The following is a 20520-nucleotide window of genomic DNA, read 5'->3' as shown; positions in this document are numbered from 1 at the left end:
ACGCCATGCACAACCTGCGCGTCTCCATCGTCCAGGGCGAGACCCGCTGGCACGACCCAGCCGGCAATCGCGAGTACTACGCGCAGCTGATCGTGCCGCTGCATGGCACCACCGATCTGGTCGTGCTGCCGGAGACTTTCACCAGCGGATTTTCCAACGATGCCATCGGCAATGCCGAAACCATGGACGGGCCGACCGTTGCATGGATCCGCGAGCAGGCATCGAAGCTCGATGCCGCCGTCACCGGCAGCGTGCAGTTACGTACGCAAGAGGGCGTGTTCAACCGCATGCTGTTCGCCACGCCGGACGGCGGGCTCACGCATTACGACAAGCGCCACCTGTTCTCGTTCGCGAAGGAACACGAACGCTACGCCGCCGGCCACGAGCGCGTGGTGGTCGAATGGAAGGGCTGGAACATCCTGCTGCAGGTCTGCTACGACCTGCGTTTCCCGGTGTTCTCGCGCAATTTCACCGATGCCGCCCGCGACGGCCTGCCGAACTACGACCTCGCGCTGTACGTCGCCAACTGGCCATCGGCGCGCAGCTATCCGTGGAAGACCCTGCTGCGTGCGCGCGCCATCGAGAACCTGAGCTATGTCGTCGGCGTCAATCGCGTCGGCACCGACGGCAACGGCCTGCACTACAGCGGCGACAGCGCGATCATCGATTTCCTGGGCCACCCGCTGAGCGAGGCGACCGACGAGGAAGTGGTCTCGACCATGCTGTTGCAGGCCGCGCCGCTCATCGAGCATCGGGAGAAGTTCCCGGCATTGCTGGATGGCGACGGCTTCGCGTTGCTGGAGTGATTCAGCGCGCCGCGAATGCGGCGAAGCCCTGCACGAAACCGGCCAGTTGCTCGCGCACCTTGTCGTCGACCAGGTTGCCGTCGGCGTCGAACACGCTGCCGGCGCGCGAGACCATCAGCTTGTTGCCGGCCCACAGCTGCACGCCGAGGGTCTTCAGCACCGGCAGCCAGTGGTTCTGCGACAGTATGGTGCCGAAGCCGCCGGGCGAGGCGCCGATCAACGCGAACGGACGGCCACCGAAAACGCTGGGGATGTTGCCCACCGGCGAGGTGCGCGACAGCCAGTCGATGGCGTTCTTGAACACGCCGGGGATGCCGTTGTTGTATTCCGGCGTCACCAGCAGCACGCCGTCGCTGGCGAGGATCTGGCGCTTGAGCGCGGCGACCGCGGCGGGTTCGCCAGCGCGCGCTTCGGCATCGCCGTCGTAGAGCGGGATGCCGTGCAGGGTGGCCATCTCCAACGCGATGCCGTCGCCGGCCACCTGTTGCGCGGCACGCAGCAGCGCGGTGTTGAACGAACCGGCGCGCAGGCTGCCGGAAATGCCGAGGAGGCGGGTCATGCGGATTCCTTCGCCGCGTCGCCGCGCGAGCTGGTGATGGTGGCGCCGTCGCGCATGGCCTTGGTGACCGGGGTATTAGCGACGACCTCGAGCAGCCGCGCCCATTGCGCGTCGTCGAGCGGGCCGTCGGCATGCAGGGTGCGGTGCACGTTCGGGCGGCCATCGTCGCCGAAGTGCAGACGCAATACCGCGCGGAATTCGCCCAGCTCCCAGCCCTTGCGCTCGGCGTACATGCGCAGGGTGATCGCGGTGCAGGCGGCCAGCGAGGCCAGGTAGAGGTCGAACGGCGCCGGCCCCGCGTTCTTGCCGCCGAGCTTGTCCGGTTCGTCGACGACCAGCGCGTGGCCGTTGACGGTCACGCTGTGCGCGTAATGGATGGGCGTGGAAGTGATGACGGCGGCCATCGCGAAGTCCCCTTGTGCAGTGGCGGCGCGCCGATCAGGCGGCGAGGGTGGTGGCGATGCGCACGTCGCCGGTCAGTACCTTGTGGATCGGGCAGGCGTTGGCGGCCATCAGCAGGCGTTCGCGCTGGGCATCGTCGAGCTCGCCGAGCAGTTCGACGCGGCGGGTGATGTCGGTGCCCGCGGCCGGCTTGCCGTCGGGATTGAAGGCGAGTTCCACCTTGACCCCGGTCAGCGGCCACTGCTTGCGCGCGGCGTACATGCTCACCGTCACCGCGGTGCAGGTGCCGAGCGCGGACAGCAGCAGGCGCTCCGGGCTGGGACCGGCATTGGCGCCGCCGACGTCTTCGGGCTCGTCGCCCAGCCAGCGATGGCCCAGGTCATCGGAAAGTTCGACGGTGTACGGCGTCGAACCGATGCTGGCGTGGACGATCGAGATTCCCATGCGGCGTTCCTGTGGTGTCGTATCGAAGAGGATCGGCGGTGTTCAACCGCGACGCAATTGCGCGTGGCCGCCGAACCAGCCGCGCAGGATGCCGCGCAGGCGGTCGTCGCCGGGGCGCGCCCAGTCGCGCTGCAGTTCGCCGGCCAGGCCGAGCACCGAGATCGGGCGCGCGCCGGCCTGGACCATGCGCTGCAGCGCGGCGTCGTGCGCGGCCTTGCTGACGCCGCCGATGGCATCGACCACCACGTAGACCTCGTAGCCTTCCTTGAGCGCGTCGATCACCGGGAACGCCACGCAGATCTCCGACCACAGGCCGGCGACGATCAGCTTCCTGCGGCCGGTCGCTTCCACCGCGGCGCGGAAGTCGGGGTCTTCCCAGGAATTCAGCGTGGTGCGGTCGATCTCCGGCACGCCGGGCAGGGCGGCGCGCAGTTCCGGATTGGTGCCGGTCATGCCGTGCTTCACGTACACGGTGCTGAGCACCACCGGCAGTTCGAACGCGGTGGCGACGCGGCCCAGCATGGTCACGTTGAGCAGCAGTTCGTCGTGCGCGATCGAACCGACGCCGGCATATTGGTCCGGCTGGTAATCGATCATCGCCAGCACGGCGTTGTCGGGGGTGAGCAACCAGTCCGGCGAGCGGACGGGGGTGACATCGGCCATGACGTGCTCCTTCGGCGTTGCGTTGCAATGATGATGCAGGGATGCGCAATGCAGGACCCCGCCTGCGCGGGGCCCCGCATCGGGTTCAGCCATCCATCCGGCCGAATTTGCCGCCGTTGAAATCGGCGATGGCCTGGATGATCTCCTGCTGGCTGTTCATCACGAACGGCCCGTAGCCGACCACCGGCTCGTCGATCGGTTCGCCGGCCAGCAACAGTAGCTTGGCGTCGCTGTTGGCTTCGATCACCACGTTGTTGCCTTCCACCGACAGGGTGGCCATCTGCTTTTCGCGCAGCAAGGTCTCGCCGTTGACCATCACCGTGCCGGCCAGCACCACCAGCATCGTGGTCCAGCCATCCGGCTGCGGCAGTTCGACGGTCTTGCCGGCGGCCAGCCGCACATCCCAGACATTTATCGGGCTGAAGGTGTTGGCGGGGCCCTCGAAACCTTCGAAGTTGCCCGCGATCACCCGCAGCTGGCCGGCGTCGTTCGCCAGCGGCACCGCGGGGATCTGCGCATCGGTGATGCCCTGGTAGCCCGGCGCGGTCATCTTGTCCTTCTTCGGCAGGTTGACCCACAGCTGCACCATCTCGAACGGGCCGCCGCGCTTGGCGTACTCGGTGGAGTGGAATTCCTCGTGCAGGATGCCGCTGCCGGCGGTCATCCACTGCACGTCGCCCTTGCCGATCACGCCGCCCTTGCCGGTGGAATCGCGGTGTTCGACCTCGCCGTCGTAGACGATGGTGACGGTCTCGAAACCGCGGTGCGGATGCTGGCCGACGCCGCGCCGATGGGTGGTCGGCTCGAAGGTGGTGGGTGCCGCGTAATCCAGCATCAGGAACGGGCTGCGGGTGGGGACGTCCGGGCCGCTGTAGCCGAACAGGCCATGCACCGGGAAGCCGTCGCCGACCCAATGCCGGCCGGGGGCGCTGGTGACGTTGAGGATCTTCTTCATGCTGCTCTCCGAATCCATTCCGGCAGGCTGCCGGGTTCACAGGCGTGCACGTTAGATTACGATCATCGGTGTATCTAGTAGGTCAATCGTTATCGTATTGTTCCATTTGTGTTATCAATCGAAATCGGGCGGCATCGTCGCCGTCGCAAATGGCAAGGGCGCCCGCAGGCGCCCCGTCGGCATGCACCCGCTTCACTTGGTGAAGCTGATGTCCAGCGTGGTGTGGAACGGGGCCTTGGGCGGCACGAACACGGCCTTGTCGCGTACGTAGCGTTGCAGGCAGATCGCCAGCGGCGAGCCGCCCTGGCGCCAGGTCTGCTGCACCAGGCCCTGCGCATCCAGCCGCATGACGATGGCGAAGGCGCTGAAGTCCTGCTGCGGCCTGCCCAGCGAGCATTCGACCACGCCGGCATCCAGCAGCTTGCGTTGTGCGGCCAGCATGGCCTCCTTGGCCGCGCCGGCGACGCCGGCCTCGTCCGCGTCCGCCAGTTTGCGGGCGTCGTAGTACTCCAGCGGCTCGGCCGCCTGCAGCGGCAACGAAGCCAACAGCAGGACGATCGCCGGGCGCAGGCTCAAGGCGATCCGCTCAGCGATTGCCGCCATGGTGCCCACCGCCGCCGCGCGGGCCGCGGTTGCCGCCGGGGCGCGGGCCACGCGGGCCATTGGCATTGAAGGGACGGCCACCGCCGGGCTTGCCGCCGGCCGGGCGCGGACCGCGCGGGCCGCGTTGGTCGCCGTGCCCGCCGTACGGGTTGAAGCCGCCCGGATTGGCGTGGTCGGACGGAAAACTGGGCGCATTGCCGGGATGCCCGTAGGGCTTGGCCGCGCGCTGCGGACGGCCTTCGCCACCGCCGAACCCGCCTTCGCGGCGCGGACCGCGCTCGCCGGCGCCGGAACCGCCCTCGCGACGCGGGCCGCGGTTGTCGCCGCCATAGGGATTGCCCTGGCGCGGGCCGCCCGGGCCACGACCGCCGGCCGGCTTGTTGCCGTAGGGCTTGCGCGGGCCACGTGCGCCATCGGGGTTGCGATGGCCGCTGGGGCCGGTGTCCACGCCGTCCGGCACGTACCAGGTGCGCATCTCGGTCGGGTTCTCGCCGCGCTGCTCGCCGGGCTTCATGCGCTGGCCCTGCGGGCGTGGGCCGCCCTTGGGCTTGAAGGTCTTGTGCGCCTGCTTGGCCGCGGCTTCGCCGCTGACGGTCAGGCCGCCGTGCGGCTTGCGCGGGCCGCCGCGGCGGTTGCGGTCTTCGCGTACGTGGTCGAAGCGGCGCAGCTCGCGGCCTTCGTCGGCGGTGCTGTGGCCGCCCACGTAGCCGTGGCCGCGCGCGTTGCCGCTCACCACCGTCTTGCTGGCCTTGCGCTGGCCCAGCACCGGCATCAGGGTCAGTGCGGCCGGAGCGCCGTCTTCCAGGCCCACCGCCTTGCGCAGCGCCTCGACCTCGGCCTGCGGCAATTCCTGCGACTGGCCGCGCAGCAGCGGCTGCGGCAGGCGCACGTCGCCGTAGCGGACGCGCTTCAGGCGCGAGACCTGGCAGCCCTGCGATTCCCACAGCCGGCGCACTTCGCGGTTGCGGCCCTCCTTCAGCAGCACGCGGAACCAGTCGTGCGAATCGGTGCCGCCGATGCGTTCGATCTCGTCGAACTTGGCCGGGCCGTCGTCCAGCGCCACGCCGCGGGCGAGACGGTCGACGATCTTGTCGCTGACCACGTCCTCGCCTTCCGGCGCACGCACGCGGCAGACATATTCGCGGGCGACCTCGAAGCTCGGGTGCATCATCGCGTTGGCCAGCTCGCCGTCGGTGGTGAGCAGCAGCAGGCCGGTGGTGTTGATGTCGAGGCGGCCGATCGCGATCCAGCGTGCGCCCTTCAGCGAGGGCAACGCGTCGAAGATGGTCGGGCGGCCCTCGGTGTCCTCGCGGCTGGTCACTTCGCCTTCCGGCTTGTTGTACATCAGCACGCGCGAGGGATCGGTCAAGGCGCTGGCGACGAAGGTCTTGCCGTCGATCTCGATCTTGTCGCCGCCGGTCACGCTCATGCCGGTGCGCGCGGTCTCGCCGTTGACCTTGACCAGGCCGTCGGCGATGCGCTGCTCCAGCGCGCGGCGCGAGCCCAGGCCGGCCTGCGCCAGCACCTTGTGCAGGCGTTCCTCGATGCGCGGGGCCTCGGCGGTTTCCGCGGTGGCGGCCTTCGCCCTCAGGCTCAGCGGGCGGCGGGTGGATTCTTCTTGCTTCTTGCTCATGGGTTCTGCTCCGACGATGCCTCTTCGGCGTCGTCTCCGTCGTTGTCGTCTTGGTCGGGCGCGATGTCCGCGACGGTGTCGTCGGCATCGGCTTCGGAAGTGGGGTCAGCGTCGACTTCTGTCCCTGCTTGATTGGATTCGGGTGTTTCCTGGTCAGAAGTCGACTCTGACCCCACATCTGCTGTCTCCGACCCCATGTCGACGCCCGCCGGCACCGCCGGCGCGAACGGCAACTGCGGTTCCAGTTCGCCGATGTCCTTCAACTCGGACAGCGGCGGCAGTTCGTCCAGCCGCTTCAGGCCGAAGTAGTCGAGGAAGGCCTTGGTGGTGGCCAGCAGTTCCGGCTTGCCGGGCACGTCGCGGTGGCCGACCACGCGGATCCATTCGCGTTCTTCCAGCGCCTTGATGATGGCGCTGTTCACCGCAACGCCGCGCACCTGCTCGATCTCGCCGCGGGTGATCGGTTGCCGGTAGGCGATCAGCGCCAAGGTTTCCAGCGTCGCGCGGGTGTACTTGGTCTGGCGTTCGGTCCACAGCCGCGCCACCCACGGATGCACGTCGGCCTTGACCTGGAAGCGCCAGCCGGAGGCCAGTTCGACCAGCTCCACGCCGCGTTCGGCACAGGCGGTCTGCAGGTCGGCCAGCGCGGTTTCCACGCTGCCTTCGGGTGCCGGCTCATCCAGCGGGAACAGGCCATGCAGTTGCACGACGGTCAGCGGCTGGTTGGCCGCGAGCAGGGCGGCTTCGACGATGCGGGTGACGAGGGTTTGATCCATGGTGCTCATTCGGCGGAATCGTTGGCCGCGCCGTCGTCGTCGAATTCGCTCGACAGTTCCAGCGTGGCCGGGGCGTCCTCGCCGGAGGCGAGGGACTTCACGTAGATCGGCGCCAGCGGCGCTTCCTGGACGATATCGACCAGTTGCTCCTTGGCCAGGGTGAGCAGGCCGAGGAAGGTCACCACCACGCCGAGCTTGCCTTCCTCGACGGTGAACAGCGACTCGAAGCGGTGGAACGCGCCATCGGCCATGCGCTCCAGCAGCTCGCCCATGCGCTGGCGGACGCTGAGCGCATCGCGCTTGATCGCGTGCTGGGTGAACAGCTCGGCGCGCTTGAACACGTCGTGCAGGGCCAGCAGCATTTCCTTGAGGTCGACCGGCGGCGGCAGGCGCACCGCGGCGCGATCCGGCACGAAGGCGCTGACCGGGCTGGTGTCGCGGTCTTGCCGGGGCAGGGCGTCGATGTCTTCGGCGGCCTGCTTGAAACGCTCGTATTCCTGCAGGCGGCGGACCAGGTCGGCGCGCGGGTCGTCCTCCAGGCCTTCCTCGCTCGGCGGCCGCGGCAGCAGCATGCGCGACTTGATCTCGGCCAGGATCGCGGCCATCACCAGGTACTCGGCGGCCAGCTCGAAGCGCATCTCGTGCATGGCCTGGATGTAGTCGACGTACTGGCGGGTGATCTCCGCCACCGGGATGTCGAGGATGTCCAGGTTCTGCCGGCGGATCAGGTACAGCAACAGGTCGAGCGGCCCCTCGAAGGCGTCGAGGATGACCTCCAGCGCATCCGGCGGGATGTACAGGTCCTTGGGGATCTCCAGCACCGGCTGGCCGAGCACCGTCGCCAGCGCAATCTCTTGCTGCTGCGGACGGGCATTCGGATTGGGGGTGGCGTCGGCGCCGGTGGCGCTGCTGCTGGTTTCGGATGTCATCGGTCGGCGGCCCCCTCCGGGCCACACCATGTCGCAGTGACCGCAGGGCGGCCGGGCATCGTGATTGCGTGTTGCATTCGCCATGCCGGTGCGTGCGCGCCTGTGATCGGACGCGTCGGAGCGGGTGGCGGGAACTGGCTCGATCGGCGGGCGCGGTGCGGCGTGGGGCGCCGGGAGTCGCGCGGGGCCGCAGGATCAGGCCGGAAGCGATGGAGGAAGGTTACGGACTGCCGGCGCGGCTGTCCACTGGGCCCGGCCTACAATGCGTGCAACGGTTCACGGAGTGAAAACCATGTGGTATGCGATCGAGGGCTTCGACGGCCCGGACGTGCTGGCCAGGCGCCTGGCTGCGCGCCCCGAGCACCTGGCGCGGCTGACCGCGCTGCGCGACGAAGGCCGCCTGCTGCTGGCCGGTCCTTGCCCCGCCATCGATGCCGAGGATCCGGGCCCGGCAGGCTACTCCGGCAGCATCGTGATCGCCGAGTTCGCCTCGCTGGAAGAGGCGCGGAGCTGGGCCGATGCCGATCCCTACCTGGCGGCCGGCGTCTACACCCGGGTCGATGTGCGGCCGTTCAAGCGGGTGCTGCCATGAGCGGAGGCTGGACCGAAGCCGACATCCCGCGCCTGAACCCGGAACGGGTCGAACGCATGCGGGCATTGCTGGTTGCGGCGCTGGCGCCGCTGGCGCTGGAGATCCGCGACGACAGCCACAAGCACGCCGGTCATGCCGGTGCGCGCGGGGGGCAGGGCCACTTCAGCGTCGACATCGTCAGCGCGGCCTTCGCCGGCAAGTCGCCGCTGGCCCGGCACCGGCTGGTGTATGCCGCGCTTGGCGAGATGATGCAGACCGATATCCACGCGCTGGCGATCCGGGCGCAGGCGCCGGAGCACGGGGACTGAGCAGGTGCGGCCAGCGGAAACGCTTGTTGCGACGCAGCAGGAAATCGTTTCCAGTTTTCCGCGAATCCCTGTAAAAACAATTAGTTAAGATTTCATTATGATGTGACCGACAGCCGCATTCGGCATCGGCTTGCGTCTGGACTGGAAACGTTTACATTCCGCTCGACGCACTCGGGCAGGACATCGGATGACGGTCACGATCAAGGATGTGGCGCGGGAAGCCAACGTCTCGGTGGCCACCGTGTCGCGCGCATTGAACGGCCAGCACAACGTGGCCGAGGCGGTTCGCCGCCGCATCCAGGACGTCGCCCAGCGCCTGCGCTACACCCCGCACCATGCCGCGCGCAGCCTGAGCAGCCGCAAGACCCGCACGGTCGGCGTGGTGCTGCCGGAGATCTACGGCGAGTTCTTCTCGGAACTGATGTACGGCATCGACCAGGTCGCCCGCGAACATGGCCTGCACCTGCTGGTCTCGAGTTACCACGGCGACCCGCGCGAGCAGGGCGATGCCTTGCGCAGCATGCGCGGCCGGGTCGACGGCTTGCTGGTGATGTCGCCCTACGACGATGCGGACGGGCATCTGGCCGATGCCCTGGCCGTACTGCCGGAATCGGTGCTGATCGGTTCGCGGGTGGGTACCCAGGGGCAGCGGCGGATCGGCATCGACAACCATGCCGGCGCGCGCGTCATGGTCGAACACCTGGTCGCGCTCGGGCACCGGCGGATCGCCTTCATCTCCGGGCCGCAGGGCAACCACGAGGCGGCGGAGCGCCTGCGCGGCTATCGGGACGCGATGGCCGAGTTGCTTCCGCGCGCCAAGCCCGAGGTCCTGCAGGGCGATTTCCGCGAGGCCTCCGGCGAGCGCGCCGGACAGGCTTTGCTCGCGGGCGGTTCATTGCCGCACGCGGTGTTCGCGGCCAACGACATGATGGCGCTGGGCTGCCTGTCGGCATTCACCGCCGCCGGGCTGGCGGTGCCAGCGGATATCGCCGTCGCCGGCTTCGACGACATCCCGCTCGCGCACTACGTGCCGCCGGGCTTGACCACGATGCGGGTCGACATCGCCGCGCTCGGCGCTGAGGCGATGCGCCGGCTGCTGGCACCCGCCGGCAGCGAGCCCGTCGGCGACGACTTGCGCCTGCCGCAGCTGGTCGTGCGCGCTTCCACCGGCGGCGCGCGCGCATCCCCCGACAGTTCCTGACCGCCGCAACCAAGATCCGCGCAGATTCCTTTTCGCTTGCGATGCTCCCTGGGAGGGGACTCCATGAACAACCCGAACCGCACCGGTACCCGCCTCACGAAGACGCGCTCCGCCAAGACGCGCCTCAACCGCAACCTGCTGAGCTGCGCCCTGGTCATCGGGCTTGCGCTGGCCGCGCCGGCGGCATTGGCCCAGTCCACCGGCGCCACCTTGCGCGGGCAGGCAGGGGCCGGCGCCAAGGTCACGGTGACCAATGTCGCGTCCGGCTACACGCGCAGCACGGATGCTTCGGCCAGCGGCAGCTATTCGCTCGCCGGCCTGCCGCCGGGAACGTACCGGGTCGAGGGCGGCGCCGGCGGCACCCGCACGATCACCCTGCAGGTGGCGCAGATCGCGACCGTCGACCTCGCCGCCGCGGCGCCGGCACCCGCGGGCGATGTGACCAACCTGGACACGGTGCAGGTGATCGGCCAACTGGTGCCTGAAACCCGCACCTCCGAAGTCGCGACCTATGTCAGCAACAAGCAGATCGAAGCCTTGCCGCAGGGCACGCGCAACTTCCTCGCCTTCGCCGACATCGTGCCGGGCATGCAGTTCGCGCAGGATGGCGCCGGCCGTGCCAGCCTGCGTTCGGGTGCGCAGTCCGGCAACAACATCAACGTCTTCATCGACGGCGTGGGCCAGAAGAACTACGTGCTGCAGGGCGGCATATCCGGCCAGGATTCGTCCAACGGCAATCCGTTCCCGCAACTGGCGATCGGCGAGTACAAGGTCATCTCCTCCAACTACAAGGCGGAATTCGACCAGGTCAGCAGCGCCGCCGTGGTGGCGGTGACCAAGTCGGGCGGCAACGAGTTCAGCGGTTCGCTGTTCTGGGACCGCTTCAGCGACAACTGGCGGACCAAGACCATCTTCGAGAAGCGCAACAACACGGACAAGGTCGATTATTCCGAGGAGCACTACGGCGTCTCGTTCGGCGGCCCGATCATCCGCGACCGCGCGCATTTCTTCCTGACCTACGAGGGCAAGGAACAGACGAACCCGGCAACCGTGATCCCCGGCCGCAATTTCGCCGTCTCCAGCCTGCCGTCCGAGTACCAGCCGCTGGTCGGCGCGACGAGCGTGCCGTTCAAGGAGGACCTGTACTTCGGCAAGATCGACTGGCTGATCGGCATGGACCACTACTTCGAGTTCACGGTCAAGCACCGCACCGAAACCGAAATCACCAATATCGGCGGCACGAACACGAGGCCGAGTTCGACCAGCAAGGACAACGACGAAACCCGCTACGACCTGCGTTACCAGTTCACCAGCGGCGACTGGTTGAACGATGCGCACCTGACCTACGAAGACGCCGCCTACAACCCGCGGCCGACCAGCGACGGCATGGGCATCGTGCTGACCGATGCCAACTGGTGGGAGACCGTGCTGGCGGTCGGCGCCGGCCCCGACTACCAGAACAAGAGCCAGAAGGGCTGGAGCTTCCAGGACGACCTGTCGTTCAGCGGGATCGAGGGCCACAGCTTCAAGATGGGCATGAAGTACAAGGCGGTCGAGTTGAGCGCGGCGGAGCAGCAGCCGTACAACCCGCAGTTCTACTACGACCTGAGGAACAACGAACTGGCCGTTCCCAATGTCGTGCGCTTCGGCTATGCGCTGCCCGGCATCGGCGACGGCTCGCTGAAGTCGGACAACAAGCAGTTCGGCGTGTATTTCCAGGACGACTGGCAGGTGACCGACAAGCTCACCGTGAACCTGGGCGCACGCTGGGATTACGAGAGCTCGCCGTCGTACACGAACTACGTCACCCCGACCTCGGTGCTGAACGCGTTGAACGCGGTCGACCCGCGCGGCAACGGCACCCAGACCTATCGCCAGTCGCTGGCGCTGGGCGGCATCGACATCGACGACTACATCAGCAACGGCAACAACCGCGACAACTTCAAGGGCGCCTGGCAGCCGCGCCTCGGTTTCTCCTACGACATGGACGGCGACCAGCGCCACGTGGTGTTCGGCGGCATCGGCCGTTCCTACGACCGCAACCTGTTCGACTGGCTGCAGCTGGAGACCACCAAGGCCACCTTCCCGACCTACGAATACCACTTCAACACACCGCAGCACCCGTGCACCGTGGGCAGCGGCAACTGCATCGCCTGGAACCCGAACTACCTCAACGACCGCAATGCCTTGTACGCGCTGGTCGCCGCGCACGACGGCAACCGCGAAATCAACATGCTCAGCAACGGCCTGAGCACGCCGTACTCCGACCAGTTCAGCATCGGCATGCGCAACCTGTTCCCGATGTGGGGCCAGGAGTGGGTCTCGTCGGTGACCCTGTCGCGGATCGTCAGCAAGGACGGCTTCGCCTTCCTGCTAGGCAACCGCCGTCCGAACGGCGGGTTCTTCGATACCACCAGGCCCGGCACCACCGAGATTCCGTGGGGCGCCGGCGTGCCGGGCTTCGGCTCGCTGATCCTCGGCAGCAACGGCATCGAGACCCGCGCCAATTCGCTGCTGGTCAGCCTGGAGAAGCCGTACAGCCAGGCATCCGGTTGGGGCGCGACCCTGGCCTATACCTATACCGATGCCAAGGAGAACCGCCAGTTCGGCGAGCACTACGCGCTGCAGTTCGCGACCCTGGCCGATTACGGCTGGAGCAAGGCCGGCGGCGCGGCACCGCACCGCCTGGTGCTGAGCGGGATCTACGACGCGCCATGGGACATCACCCTGTCCGGCAAGCTGGCGCTCGCCACCCAGGCCCCGCGCTACGGCACCAACTGCCTGGCCGGCTGGGACAAGTGCGTCGAACAGGACCAGTACACGCCGGACGGCACGCTCGGCTACAAGCGCTTCGACCTGGCCGCCGAGAAGAAATGGGCGGTCTGGGGCGACATGAAGCTGCGCCTGCGCGCCGACCTGCTCAACGTGTTCGACTGGGTCAATTACAACGGCTATGACGACTGGTGGGGTGCGCCGGGCGAGCCGAACGCGAATTTCGGCAAGCCGAACTCGCAGTTGCTGCCGACGCGCACCTTCAAGCTGAGCGTGGGGCTGGATTGGTGAGGGAATCCAGGCATCGTTCCACGCATGCCGCGCTCAAGGGCGCGGCATGCGCGTTGGCCATCCTCCTCGCCGGTTGCGGGCGTGGCACCCCTCCGCCATCGTCCGCGGCCGGCACTCCCGCCGCGGTGCCGCAACGCGAGGTGCCGCCCCTGGTCCAGGACCTCGAGCGCCGCACCTTCGATTACTTCTGGGAACTCGGCAATCCGGTCAACGGGCTGGTGCCGGATCGCTGGCCGACGCCTTCGGCGAGCAGCATCGCCGCGGTCGGTTTCGGCCTGACCGCGTACGGCGTGGGCGTGGAACGCGGCTGGATCAGCCGCGAGCAGGCGGTGGACCGCACCCTCGCCACGCTGCGCTTCTTCGCCCGCGCGCCGCAGGGGCGCAACGAGCAGGGCGCCTCCGGCTACAAGGGCTTTTTCTACCATTTCCTGGAAATGGACAACGGCCTGCGCGCCGGCAGCAACGAGCTGTCCACGGTCGATACCGCCTTGCTGCTCGGCGGCGTGCTGTTCGCGCAGACCTACTACGATCGCGACGACCGCAAGGAAGACGAGATCCGCAGGCTGGCCGAGAAGATCTACGGCCGCGTGGAATGGCCGTGGGCGCAGGAGCGCAAGCCGCTGATCTCGATGGGCTGGAAGCCGGAGGAAGGCGCGCTCAAGCACGACTGGCAGGGCTACAACGAGGCGCTCCTGGTCTACGTCCTCGCGCTCGGCTCGCCCACGCACCCGGTCGGCAAGGATGCGTACGACGCGTGGACGTCCACCTACGACCGCACCTGGGGCAAGTTCCACGGCGACGAACACTTGAGCTTCCCGCCGTTGTTCGGCCACCAGTACTCGCACGTCTGGATCGACTTCCGCGGCATCCGCGACGACTACATGCGCAAGCGCGGGATCGACTATTTCGAGAACAGCCGGCGCGCGGTGTATTCGCAACGCAGTTACGCGATCGAGAACCCGTCGGGCTGGAAGGGCTATGGCAAGGATGTGTGGGGCCTGACCGCCAGCGACGGCCCGGTCGACGCCAGCTTCGATTTCGACGGCCAGACCCGCCTGTTCCGCACCTATGCCCCGCGCGGCGCCGGCATCGAGTACACCCTGGACGACGGCACCATCGTCCCGACCGCGGCCGCGGGTTCGATCGCGTTCGCGCCGGAGATCGCGATCCCGGCGATCACCGAGATGCACGAACGCTACGGCGGCTACATCTACGGCGAATACGGCTTCCTGGATGCGTTCAACCCGAGTTTCGATTTCGCCGAGGCGAAACTGCACCACGGCAAGATCACTCCGATCGGCTGGGTGGATGGCGACTACCTCGGCATCGACCAAGGGCCGATCGTGCTGATGATCGAGAACCACCGCAGCGAATTCATCTGGCAGGTGATGCGCCGCAATCCGCACATCCGGCGCGGGTTGCAGCGCGCCGGCTTCAGCGGCGGCTGGCTGGATGCGTTGCCGAAAGCGCGCGCGGCGGAGGCGGCGCCGGGCAAGGACGGCTGAGCGATGCGTTGGCGCATCGCCACCGGATTGCTGCTGGCCTGTCTTGCGGGTTGCGCGCGCGACGACGCCGGCGACAGGCAGGTCGTGCAATTGTGGGCGATGGGGCAGGAAGGCGAGATCGTGGCGCGCATGCTGCCGCGCTTCGAGCGCACGCACCCGCACATCGAGGTGCGCCTGCAACAACTGCCGTGGACCGCCGCGCACGAGAAGCTGCTGACCGCGTTCGCCGGCGATGCCTTGCCGGACGTGGTGCCGATCGGCAATACCTGGATCGCCGAGTTCGCCGCGCTGGATGCGCTGGAACCGCTCGATCCGCGCATCGCCGCAACGCCGGGGTTGACGCGCGAAGACTATTTCCCGGGCGCGTGGGACAGCGGCGTGATCGACGGCCGCACCTACGCCGTGCCGTGGTACATCGAAACGCGCCTGCCGTATTACCGCCGCGACCTGCTGGCGAAGGCGGGGGTCATGAGTCCGCCACGCGACTGGAACGCATGGCGCGACGCGATGCGCGCCGTGCAGGAGAGCGGCGGCAGCGAATTCGGCATCCTGCTGCCCACCAACGAGTTCGAGCCGCTGCTCAACCTGGCGGTGCAACAGGGCGAACCCTTGCTCCGCGATGGCGGCCGCTACGGCAACTTCCGCAGCGCAAGTTTCCGCCGCACGCTGGCGTTCTACAAATCATTGTTCGATGCCGGGCTGGCGCCGCGCGTCGACAACACCCGCATCTCCAACGTCTGGAACGAATTCGGGCGCGGGATGTTCAGTTACTACATCAGCGGCCCGTGGAATATCGCCGAATTCCGCAAGCGCCTGCCCGCCGAGCTGCGCGATGCCTGGGGCACGATGGCATTGCCGGGGCCGGACGGGCCAGGGGCTTCGATCATCGGTGGCACCAGCTTCGTGCTGTTCCGCAGCTCGCGGCACAAGGACGCGGCCTGGGCGCTGGTGGCGTGGTTGTCGGAACCGCGGCAACAACTTGAATTGCATCGGCTGGTCGGCGACCTGCCGCCGCGGCGTTCCGCCTGGCGCGATCCGGCACTGGCCGCGGACGCGAACGCCGAGGCCTTCCGCGACCAGCTGGAACGCGCGGTGCCGGCGCCGAAGGTGCCGGAGTGGGAGCGGATCGCGCAGGAGATGCGCATCGTCGCCGAACAGATGGTGGCCGGGCGATTGACGGTCGATCAGGCGGCGGCGGAACTCGATCGCCGCACTGATGCGATCCTCGCCAAGCGCCGCTGGATGCTCAGCCAACGCAAGGCGGCGCCATGAAGGAACGCACCGCAGGCTGGGTGTTCGCCGGACCGGCGTTGCTGGCGATCGGCCTGTTCTTCGCCATTCCCGCGCTGGCCTCGCTGGTGTTGAGCTTCACCGACTTCGACATCTACGCGCTGGCCGACCGCGCCAACCTGCGCTTCGTCGGCTTCGGCAACTATGTCGCGCTGCTGCAGAAGCCGCTGTTCTGGAAGGCGATGGGCAACACCCTGTGGTTCGTGGCGTTCGGCGTGCCGATGATCGTCGCGGTGTCGCTGGCCGCGGCCCTGCTGGTCAACTCGCGCATGTTGAAGTGGCGGCCGGTGTGGCGCGTCGCGCTGTTCGCGCCGTTCGTGACCACGCTGGTGGCGACCGCGGTGGTGTGGAACTACCTGTTGCATACGCGTTACGGACTGATCAACTACGGCCTCGGCAAGCTCGGCATCGAGCCGGTCGACTGGCTTGGCAATCCGAGCACATCGCTGCCGGCGATCCTGCTGTTCGTCACCTGGAAGACCTTCGGCTACAACATGGTGATCTTCCTCGCCGCGCTGCAATCGGTGTCCGGCGACCTGCTGGACGCGGCGAAGGTGGACGGCGCCGGCTGGTGGACGCGCCTGCGCCACGTGGTGCTGCCGGCGATCGCGCCGACCGTCTTGCTGGTCTCGATCCTGACCGTGGCCGGCATGTTCCAGCTGTTCGCCGAGCCCTACGTGATGACCCAGGGCGGGCCCGAGCAGTCCACCGTCACCGTGCTGTATTTCATGTACGAGGAAGGCTTCAAGTGGTGGAACCTCGGTTCCGGCGCGGCGGTGGCCTTCATCCTGTTCCTGTGCATCCTGGCGGTGACCCTGCTGCAGCTGCGCGTGGCGCGCCGGAGCGGTGCACTGTGATGCGCCGGCATGAACTCGGTGCGTACGCCTTCACCGCGTTCGCGGCGCTGGTGGCGCTGCTGGTGCTGATGCCGCTGCTGTGGATGCTGGCGGTGAGCCTGATGCAGCCCGGCGCGGCCGCGCAATTCCCGCCGCCGCTGTGGCCGGAGCACCCCACGCTGGACAACTACCGCACGCTGTTCCAGGACTACGGGATCGGTCGCTATGCGTTCAACAGCCTGCTGGTCTCCGTGCTGGCGACAATGCTGGCGTTGCTGTTCGTGGTACCGGCGGGCTACGCCTTCGCCAAGCTGCGCTTCCGCGGCCGCGACGCGATCTTCCAGGCGCTGGTCGCCGCGCTGGTGATGCCCGGCCAGATCGGCATGCTGCCGCTGTTCCTCGAACTCAAGGCGATGGGGCTGGTCAACAGCTATGCCGGCGCGCTGGTGCCGTGGCTGGCCGGGATCTTCGGCATCTTCATGGTCCGCCAGTTCTGCCTGGGCATCCCGAACGAGATGATCGAAGCCGCGCGCGTCGATGGCGCGGGCGAGGGCATGATCCTGCGCCGGATCATCCTGCCGGTGCTCAAGCCGATCCTGATCACCCTGGCGCTGTTCGTGTTCCTCGGCAGCTGGAACGATTTCATGTGGCCGCTGATCGTGCTGGCCGACCAGGACCTGTACACGCTGCCGGTGGCGCTGGCCGCGCTCAGTCGCGAACACGTGCAGGACAACGAACTGATGATGGCGGGCTCGGTGGTGACCACGCTGCCGGTGCTGGTGCTGTTCCTCGCATTGCAGCGCCACTACCTCGACGGCTTGCTGGCCGGGAGCGTGAAGGGGTGAAATTCCGCCGCGCATTGGATGTCGTTTGCATCGGCTTGGCGCTCGCCGCAGCCGGGACTGCACAGGCGCAGGACGCCCGGCTGCTCGACGGCTTCGAGGACATTTCCGCGTGGAAGGCGACCGCCTCGGACAGCGTCAGCGCTTCGCTGCGCCAGGTCGATGGCGCCAAGGGCAAGGCGTTGTGCCTGGACTACGACTTCAACGGCGTATCCGGCTACGCGGTGGCGCGGCGCGCGTTGCCGATGCGCTATCCCGGCAACTACGAATTCCGCTACTACCTGCGTGGCGAAGGCCCGGCCAACAACCTGGAGATCAAGCTCGCCGACGCCAGCGGCGACAACGTGTGGTGGCGCAACCAGCCGAATACGGTGCTGCCTTCGCGTTGGACCGCATCGAAATTGAAGCAGCGGCAGATCGATTTCGCCTGGGGGCCAATCGCGGACCGCACGCTGCGCGCGACCGAGAGCTTCGAGCTGACGATCAGCGCGGGCAAGGGCGGTGGCAAGGGCAGCGCGTGCATCGATGAGCTTTCGTTTCGCGAATTGCCGCTCGATGACGGTTCGCCGTTGACCGGCGTGCTGTCCCGCAGTGGCGATACATGGACGTACGACCTTGGCCGCGTGCGCGAATTCGGCGGCGCCATCCTGCGCTGGAGCGACCGCAAGCCGGTGGCCGACTACGCCATCGAGCTGTCCGACGATGGTCGTTCGTGGCGAACGCTACGCGAAGTGCGCGGCAGCAATGGCGGCGAGGACATGATCGCCATGCCGGATGCGGAAGCGCGCTGGTTGCGGGTGCGGCCGATTGATGCGACATCGGCGAAGTTGCTCGGCATCGCGGTGCAGCCGCTGGCGTTCTCCGCGACAACCAATGACTTCATCAAGGCCATTGCTGCGCGCGCGCCGCGCGGCACGTTCCCGCGCGGCTTTTCCGGCGAGCAGCCGTACTGGACCATCGTCGGCATCGACGGTGGCACCGAGCAGGGCCTGATCGGCGAGGACGGCGCGATCGAGCTGGCCAAGGGGGCGCCAAGCATCGAGCCTTTCGTGCTGGTCGGCGGCAAGCGGGTCGGCTGGGCCGATGTGCAGGCGGCGCAATCGCTGCAGGATGGCTACCTGCCGATTCCGTCGGTGCATTGGACGCATCGGGATTTCCGTTTGGATATCACCGCGTTCGCCGATGGCGAGCCTGCGGATTCGAACCTCGTCGGGCGCTATCGGCTGACCAATACGACGCGCGCGCCGATGGAATACACGCTGCAGCTGGCATTGCGTCCGCTGCAGGTGAACCCGCCCGGCCAGTTTCTCAACACGACGGGGGGCGTCAGTCCCATCGAAGCCGTCACGGCGATGGCGAATGCGATCGACGCGGACGGGCGCCGCATCCTGTTCTCGCGGGATGCCGCGCACATCCAGGTCAGCACCTTTACCTCGCGGGAAACGCCGCTGGTGGCACCATCGTGGCATTCGCCGCCGTGGGTACGCGATCCGGACAAGCTGGCCAGCGCAGCGCTGGAATACACGGTCAAGCTCGCGCCGGGCGAATCCTTCGATGTCGCCTGGACATCAAAGCTGTCGGGCACGGCACCGCTCGATGCATCAAGGGCCGAAGATCGGCAACGCGCCGTGGCGGCGACCTGGCGCGACAAACTCGACCGCGTCCGCATCAAGGTGCCGCCGCAAGTCCAGCGCGTGGTCGACACCTTGCGCACGTCGCTTGCCCACATGCTGGTCAGCCGCACCGGCCCGCGCCTGCAGCCGGGCACGCGTTCGTATGCACGCGCATGGATCCGCGACGGCGCCATGATCAACGAAGGCCTGCTGCGCATGGGCCGCGAGGACGTGGCCGAGGACTTCCTGCGCTGGTACGCGCCCTACCAGTTCCCCAGCGGCAAGGTGCCCTGCTGCGTGGATGATCGCGGCAGCGACCCGGTACCGGAAAACGACAGCCAGGGCGAGCTGATCTACGCCATCGCCGAGCAGTACCGCTACACCCGCGACCGCGCCTTGCTGGAAGCGATGTGGCCGCATGTCGCCGGCGCGGTGAAGTACATGGACGAATTGCGCCTGAGCGAGCGCACCGAAGAAAACCGCGCGAACAACCCGGCGTTCTACGGCCTGATGCCGGCCTCGATCAGCCACGAAGGCTATTCGGCCAAGCCGATGCATTCGTACTGGGACGATTTCTGGGCGCTGCGCGGCTACAAGGATGCGGTCGAGATCGCGCAGTGGCTGGGCAAGGCGGACGATGCGAAGCGCTTCGCCGCATCGCGCGATCAATTTCGCGCCGATCTGTACGCCTCCATCGACATCGCGACGAAGCAGAAAGGCATCGACTTCATCCCCGGTGCGGCCGAGCTCGGCGATTTCGATGCGACTTCGACCACCATCATGCTGGCGCCGGGCGGCGAACAGGACGCGCTGCCGCAGGGCCTGCTACACAACACCTTCGAGCGCTACTGGCGCGAATTCGTGCAGCGCCGCGACGGCACCCGCGAGTGGAAGGACTACACGCCCTACGAGCTGCGCACGGTCGGCAGCTTCGTCCGCCTCGGCTGGCGCGAACGTGCGCACGAGGCGCTGGCGTTCTTCTTCAAGGACCGCCAGCCGCCGGCCTGGAACCAGTGGGCGGAAGTGGTCTCGCGCACGCCGCGCACGCCGTTCTTCCTCGGCGACCTGCCGCATGCCTGGGTGGAGTCGGATTACGTGCGCTCGGTGCTCGACATGTTCGCCTACACCCGCGAGTCCGACGATGCATTGGTGGTCGCCACCGGCATCCCCGCGGATTGGTTGCAGGGAGAAGGTGTCGCCATCGAGGGATTGCGCACGCCGCAGGGCGCGCTGGCCTACACCTTGAAGGCGGAAGGCGATGTGCTGCGGTTCGATGCGCCGGCCGGCCTGCGTTTGCCGAAGGGTGGGTTGGCGCTGTCGCTGCCGAAACCTTGGGCGACGGGCAACGCGAGCAGCGCCGGTCGCGCGATGCCGTTGCACGATGGCGAGCTGCGCATCACGACCTTGCCCGCACGCATCGAGATCCGCCTGCCACGTTGAAACACCTTCGGCGTGCAACAGAAGGCCGCGCAATGCGCGGCCTGTTCGTTTGCGACGAAG

General features: G+C 67.7%; 18 protein-coding genes and 1 pseudogene. 10 read left to right on the top strand and 9 right to left on the bottom strand.

Going from position 1 to position 20520, the window contains the following annotated elements:
- The first annotated feature begins 5 nt into the window (after positions 1-5).
- Positions 6-806: an amidohydrolase gene (locus tag FHQ07_RS01620; RefSeq protein ID WP_139715040.1), complete on the top strand. Its 801-nt coding sequence runs from the start codon at positions 6-8 to the stop codon at positions 804-806.
- A gap of 1 nt (position 807) precedes the next feature.
- Here FHQ07_RS01620 and FHQ07_RS01615 read toward each other — a convergent pair whose 3' ends face one another.
- From FHQ07_RS01615 to FHQ07_RS01575, 9 genes and pseudogenes are all read right to left on the bottom strand, one after another.
- A complete protein-coding gene (locus tag FHQ07_RS01615; RefSeq protein WP_139715039.1) occupies positions 808-1365 on the bottom strand; it encodes an NADPH-dependent FMN reductase in 558 nt (185 codons plus the stop codon).
- On the bottom strand, positions 1362-1769 hold the full coding sequence (locus FHQ07_RS01610; RefSeq protein WP_139715038.1) for an OsmC family protein: 408 nt from the start codon (positions 1767-1769) through the stop codon (positions 1362-1364). Before FHQ07_RS01610 ends, FHQ07_RS01615 begins: the two co-directional genes overlap by 4 nt.
- 34 nt (positions 1770-1803) lie before the next feature.
- Positions 1804-2211 (bottom strand): OsmC family protein, encoded by a 408-nt coding sequence (locus tag FHQ07_RS01605; protein ID WP_139715037.1) that lies wholly within the window; start codon positions 2209-2211, stop codon positions 1804-1806.
- 42 nt (positions 2212-2253) lie between these two features.
- Positions 2254-2874, bottom strand: a complete 621-nt coding sequence (locus FHQ07_RS01600) for a hydrolase (RefSeq protein WP_139715036.1) — start codon at positions 2872-2874, stop codon at positions 2254-2256.
- A gap of 85 nt (positions 2875-2959) precedes the next feature.
- On the bottom strand, positions 2960-3829 hold the full coding sequence (locus tag FHQ07_RS01595) for a pirin family protein (RefSeq protein ID WP_139715035.1): 870 nt from the start codon (positions 3827-3829) through the stop codon (positions 2960-2962).
- Positions 3830-4021: 192 nt separating this feature from the next.
- Positions 4022-4432 carry a hypothetical protein gene (locus FHQ07_RS01590; protein ID WP_139715034.1) on the bottom strand — a complete coding sequence of 137 codons (411 nt, stop codon included), beginning with the start codon at positions 4430-4432 and terminating at the stop codon, positions 4022-4024.
- Complete coding sequence (locus FHQ07_RS01585) at positions 4416-6065, bottom strand: pseudouridine synthase (RefSeq protein ID WP_139715033.1); 1650 nt, start codon at positions 6063-6065, stop codon at positions 4416-4418. The genes FHQ07_RS01590 and FHQ07_RS01585 overlap by 17 nt, the downstream gene beginning before the upstream one ends.
- Positions 6066-6292: 227 nt before the next feature.
- A pseudogene (gene scpB, locus FHQ07_RS01580) lies at positions 6293-6841 on the bottom strand (SMC-Scp complex subunit ScpB); the annotation flags it as partial.
- A gap of 5 nt (positions 6842-6846) precedes the next feature.
- Positions 6847-7770: a segregation and condensation protein A gene (locus FHQ07_RS01575; RefSeq protein WP_139715031.1), complete on the bottom strand. Its 924-nt coding sequence runs from the start codon at positions 7768-7770 to the stop codon at positions 6847-6849.
- 292 nt (positions 7771-8062) lie between these two features.
- Here FHQ07_RS01575 and FHQ07_RS01565 point away from each other — a divergent pair, with 292 nt between their 5' ends.
- The 9 genes from FHQ07_RS01565 to FHQ07_RS01525 all read left to right on the top strand — a co-directional run bounded on the left by FHQ07_RS01565 (position 8063) and on the right by FHQ07_RS01525 (position 20460).
- Entirely contained in the window at positions 8063-8362 is a 300-nt protein-coding gene (locus FHQ07_RS01565) for a YciI family protein (RefSeq protein WP_139715029.1), read from the top strand.
- Positions 8359-8670, top strand: a complete 312-nt coding sequence (locus FHQ07_RS01560) for a BolA family protein (protein ID WP_139715028.1) — start codon at positions 8359-8361, stop codon at positions 8668-8670. The genes FHQ07_RS01565 and FHQ07_RS01560 overlap by 4 nt, the downstream gene beginning before the upstream one ends.
- 187 nt (positions 8671-8857) lie before the next feature.
- Positions 8858-9871, top strand: a complete 1014-nt coding sequence (locus FHQ07_RS01555) for a LacI family DNA-binding transcriptional regulator (RefSeq protein WP_139715027.1) — start codon at positions 8858-8860, stop codon at positions 9869-9871.
- Positions 9872-9934: 63 nt separating this feature from the next.
- Positions 9935-12934 (top strand): TonB-dependent receptor, encoded by a 3000-nt coding sequence (locus FHQ07_RS01550; protein WP_139715026.1) that lies wholly within the window; start codon positions 9935-9937, stop codon positions 12932-12934.
- Between the two features lie 140 nt (positions 12935-13074).
- Positions 13075-14439 (top strand): glucoamylase family protein, encoded by a 1365-nt coding sequence (locus FHQ07_RS01545; protein ID WP_425476933.1) that lies wholly within the window; start codon positions 13075-13077, stop codon positions 14437-14439.
- 3 nt (positions 14440-14442) lie between these two features.
- Positions 14443-15711 (top strand): sugar ABC transporter substrate-binding protein, encoded by a 1269-nt coding sequence (locus tag FHQ07_RS01540; RefSeq protein WP_139715024.1) that lies wholly within the window; start codon positions 14443-14445, stop codon positions 15709-15711.
- Entirely contained in the window at positions 15708-16586 is an 879-nt protein-coding gene (locus FHQ07_RS01535) for a carbohydrate ABC transporter permease (protein WP_139715023.1), read from the top strand. The genes FHQ07_RS01540 and FHQ07_RS01535 overlap by 4 nt, the downstream gene beginning before the upstream one ends.
- Complete coding sequence (locus FHQ07_RS01530; protein ID WP_139715022.1) at positions 16586-17410, top strand: carbohydrate ABC transporter permease; 825 nt, start codon at positions 16586-16588, stop codon at positions 17408-17410. Before FHQ07_RS01535 ends, FHQ07_RS01530 begins: the two co-directional genes overlap by 1 nt.
- Positions 17407-20460 (top strand): discoidin domain-containing protein, encoded by a 3054-nt coding sequence (locus tag FHQ07_RS01525; RefSeq protein ID WP_425476932.1) that lies wholly within the window; start codon positions 17407-17409, stop codon positions 20458-20460. Before FHQ07_RS01530 ends, FHQ07_RS01525 begins: the two co-directional genes overlap by 4 nt.
- Positions 20461-20520 lie beyond the last annotated feature (60 nt).

The organism is Thermomonas aquatica, assembly GCF_006337105.1.
Lineage (GTDB): Bacteria > Pseudomonadota > Gammaproteobacteria > Xanthomonadales > Xanthomonadaceae > Thermomonas > Thermomonas aquatica.
This window is presented reverse-complemented; position numbering and strand designations above follow the sequence as displayed.